This window comes from Parabacteroides distasonis (assembly GCF_004793765.1).
Classification (GTDB): Bacteria; Bacteroidota; Bacteroidia; order Bacteroidales; family Tannerellaceae; genus Parabacteroides; species Parabacteroides distasonis_A.
In genome coordinates, this window is record NZ_SRYM01000120.1 from 1 (window position 1) to 1,426 (window position 1,426).

1 protein-coding gene and 1 pseudogene are annotated in these 1,426 nt (G+C 43.5%); both read left to right on the plus strand.

The window, feature by feature from the left end:
* Positions 1 to 49: 49 nt before the first annotated feature.
* The gene (locus tag E5342_RS18955) at positions 50 to 568 is read left to right on the plus strand and encodes a helix-turn-helix domain-containing protein (protein WP_121735029.1); all 519 of its coding nucleotides are present in this window, start codon (positions 50 to 52) and stop codon (positions 566 to 568) included.
* Positions 547 to 1,392: pseudogene (locus tag E5342_RS18960) on the plus strand (IS3 family transposase); the annotation flags it as partial. The gene E5342_RS18955 and the pseudogene E5342_RS18960, both read left to right, overlap by 22 nt.
* Positions 1,393 to 1,426 lie beyond the last annotated feature (34 nt).

Genomic DNA, 1,426 nt, shown 5'->3' on the forward strand with positions numbered 1-1,426 from the left:
TGAAGTGCACCCCAAAAGTTAGACACAAAACTTTTGGAGTGCATTTTTTATGAAGCATAGTTTTGAAGAAAAGCTGAATGTCGTAAGTGAAATTACATGTGGTAAATGTCTTGAAACCATTTGTCGTGAACATCATCTTGACAAGCATCAGGTTCGCGGCTGGTTGTCACGTTACAGGGCTTATGGAGAAGAAGGTCTTCGCAAATCAACCAAGGGTTACCACTTTAGTCCTGCAGAAAAAGAAAGAATTATTTTGGAACATATCAAGGATGGTGTAACTTTGCAAGAGTTAAGCCTTCGTTATGATGTGAACCGCAGCACGATTATATCTTGGTTGAGAAAGGTTCGGTCAGGAGGCTCACTATATGACGTAAAACGGCGAGGTCGCCCTCCCAAAACTCCAATGGCAAGACCAAAGAAAAGAGACCCACAGACAGAACTTGAGAAGCTTCAGGCAGAGAACCTCCGTCTGAGAGCAGAGAACGCGCTGCTAAAAAAAGTGAAGGCCTTAGTCGAGGAACAGAAAGCCCGAGCACGTCTCAATGGGCAAAAGCCATCAACGAACTAAGGTCGAAATATCCTCTTGGCTTGTTATTGAAGCTGAGAAAGATGGCTCGTTCCGTGTTTTATTATCATTTGAAGCGCCTGAAAGCAGACGGTAAGTACGCCATGGAGAAAGAAACCATAAAAGCTATTTACCATGAGCATAAAGGCCGCTACGGCTATCGCCGGGTAACTGCGGAGATGCGTAACCGTGGAGTTGTCATAAACCATAAGACTGTGCAGCGCCTAATGGATGAGATGTGTATTAAGAGTAGAATCCGTAAAGTACGTTACCGCTCGTATAAAGGAGAGGTCGGAAAGATTGCACCCAATATAATAGCAAGGAACTTTGCTGCCGAAACCCCTAACCGCAAATGGGCTACTGATGTGACACAGATAAATATTGGCTCGGTCAAGCTTTATCTATCACCACTACTGGATATGTTCAACGGTGAGATTATATCTTATAATATCTCTCGCAGTCCGAATATGGAGCAGGTGTACGACATGCTTGACAAAGCTTTTGCTAGGTTTGACAGACTTGACGGACTTATACTTCACTCCGATCAGGGCTGGCAATACCAGCATTTCGGCTATCGTCAGCGCCTTGCGGAACATCACATTATACAAAGCATGTCCCGTAGAGGGAACTGTCTTGACAATGCGATGGTTGAGAACTTCTTCGGTATCATGAAGTCTGAACTTCTATATGCAGAAGAATTTGAATCGCCAGAAGCCTTCATGAAGGCTCTGGATGAATATATAGAGTATTACAACTATAAAAGAATTAAATCCCGATTAAAAGGAAAGAGTCCGGTGCAATACCGAACTCTTTCAATTACTGGATAATGTTTAACCCGTCCAACTTTTGGGGGTCACTTCA